We start from the raw sequence: 2,696 nt of genomic DNA, 5'->3' as shown, positions 1-2,696 counted from the left end.
AAAGATTTATAATATTTCGAGTAAGAGCATGTTTGATTTTTTTGATTTCACTGGTTAATTCATATTTTTTGCACATAGAGATACCCTCACAATCTAATGTGATAAACGTTTGATAAAATTTGGAATGGAAAATTGAGAGAGGGGCGCCCCCGCCGCGCCCGCGCATTATTTACGCAGCATCACTTTCATATTCGCTGTCATTATCATCGTCATAATACCCTTCAAAATCAGCATAATACTCATGACGATAATAATCATCTTCGCTCCCAAACTTGCATCATCACAGATATCTTCATTAGCTGTTAAAGAGGCATTGCTATGAATATATGAAGAACCAGAGATAAGAGCATCACAAATAACGGCATCATCAAAAACACGTGATTCATCACAAATGTAAGCAGAGCCACTTATTTTTGCATTGCCTCCGACATGAGCATCATCACAAATGACAGCATTATCGGAAATATGAGCATGATCAGTGACACGGGCGTTATCATAAATTTGTGCATTGCCTTCAATTACAACGGCGTTGCTAGCATGCGCATTACCATAGACATCAACAAAAAAGTTTTTTACTTTAGCATTTCCAAAGACGCGTGCATTTTAAAAGACCCGAGCTTTATTATACACCCAGCAATTACCCTCATGAGAGAGATTATCTTCCTTTTCAATATACCCCCCTAAATCGCCTTTTTTGACATCATCAAAATCTCTTAAGGCTCTAATTCGAGTTAAGAAATGACCATCGATATATTCACAATCATCAATAAATTCGTATTTTTTTGCAGGCTCTTGTTGATTAACAAGCGCAGTTTCATTTGAAATAGAAGAGATAACGGGGGTGGTTTTTACTATAGTATTCATACTAATATGTCCTAATCAAGAGTTTTGAAATTGACACCCTATAAGGGGTGTCGGGCGTTCAAAACACGGTGATTAGTCCGTTGTTACGCTTTTCTCATAAGAGTATTTTATGGCGTAACTACACCCGACAAAATTATCATATATGCTAATCATAGCATAAAAGATAGCCAGTTTTTAAAAGTTTTGGAAAGATTGTTTCGTAATCTATCCGCTAATCACAAAGTGTTTTGATCACTTGAGTACTTATATAACAAAATACGTATTTATTGTCAAATAATATTTTATCTTTTTTGATATTTTTTAAATACGTTGTGTATTGATAATATCTTATGCCTATTAATTGCTTCTTTTATATTTATGTGCTTTTAAAGCTATATTACGGGCTTTGTGAAACGACTGCGTATTTTCTGAATCTATACATTTATAATATTTAGAAACGCTCTCATCATGCGTATTTTAAACTTTATAACCTATCAATTTTGTCACTAAATGGCTTTTAAGATTTCTGTTAATTTCTTTTAATAACACATTTTAGACTTAACTGCCTTTGACAAGATATTGATTTATAATGATAATCTAGCGTTATTCATATTGAATGAGAACCCTGAATAACGTAAGATTGTCTCATTTTAAATCTGTTTATCTTGAATCAATCAAAACCACTCATTTGCACATAACAAGTGGGATGAGTGTATGGATCAAATTTGTATAAGAAAGGATTAAAAAATGGCTCTTATGAACCGTCTTAATGCAAGATCTGTCGCAACATTGGGGGCTGGCAAATATAATGATGGTGCCGGCTTGTTACTTCATAAGCGTAAAGATGGAGGTGCTCAATGGATTTATCGCTATACCATTCATGGTCGTCGTCGTGAAATGGGCTTGGGTGCTTTAAGAGATGTCTCTTTAAAACAAGCCCGTGAATTGGCAACTGGGTGGCGGGCTGTTTTACGTGAAGGGCGTGACCCTATTAAAGAACGTGAAAAACAAAAGCGTGAAGCAATAAGCAATCTCCATTATTTAAAAGACATTGCTGTAGATGCTTTTGAAAGTCGTAAAGCTGAATTAAAAAATGATGGTAAGAATGGAAGTTGGTTTTTACCATTACGCCTTCATATTCTTCCCAAATTAGGCTGTCTGCCGGTTTCAGAGATTACACAAACAGAGATACGCAATACACTTGCTCCTATCTGGCATTCAAAAGCTGGAACTGCTTATAGAGCTCTTAATCGTCTTAATCTTTGTCTCAAACATGCTGCTGCATTAGGATTGGATGTTGATTTACAGGCAACAGAAAAAGCACGCGCGCTCTTAGGTAAACAACGCCATAAAATAAAAAACTTACCTGCAATGGATTGGAGAGATGTGCCGGCTTTTTATAAAACACTTTGTCAAAAAATAACTATGACACAATTGGCTTTGCGTTTGCTTATTCTGACAGGCGTTCGCACAAATCCTTTACGTCATATTCATAAAGACCAGATTGATGGGGATATATGGACAATTCCTGCTGAAAATATGAAAGGAAAGCGTGATGCTACAACAGAATTTCGTGTGCCTTTATCAACAGAAGCATTAGAAATCTTGAAACAAGCGCGCCTGCTCTCTCGCAATGATTTCTTCTTTTCTGCTAAAGGTCGCGGTCCCCTCGCTGAGAAGTGTATGTATATTTACATGAGAAAAAATAAAATTGAAGCCTGCCCCCATGGTTTTCGCTCTAGTTTACGTGATTGGCTCGCTGAAACAACCGATGCCCCCTATGAGGTTGCTGAAACTATTCTAAGTCATACAGTAGGAGGACAAGTAGAGCGTGCCTATCGTCGGACTGACTA

1 protein-coding gene and 1 pseudogene are annotated in these 2,696 nt (G+C 36.6%); one reads left to right on the top strand and one right to left on the bottom strand.

Translation table 11 applies throughout. The features are described from left to right. Positions 1–169: 169 nt before the first annotated feature. A pseudogene (locus tag ACFIKI_RS08260) lies at positions 170–864 on the bottom strand (hypothetical protein). A gap of 726 nt (positions 865–1,590) precedes the next feature. Here ACFIKI_RS08260 and ACFIKI_RS08255 point away from each other — a divergent pair. After that, the coding region (locus tag ACFIKI_RS08255) for a tyrosine-type recombinase/integrase (protein WP_375666733.1) at positions 1,591–2,696 on the top strand (1,106 nt) is incomplete at its 3' end.

This window comes from Bartonella sp. TT121SHDZB, assembly GCF_042193415.1.
GTDB lineage: Bacteria > Pseudomonadota > Alphaproteobacteria > Rhizobiales > Rhizobiaceae > Bartonella.
This window is presented reverse-complemented; position numbering and strand designations above follow the sequence as displayed.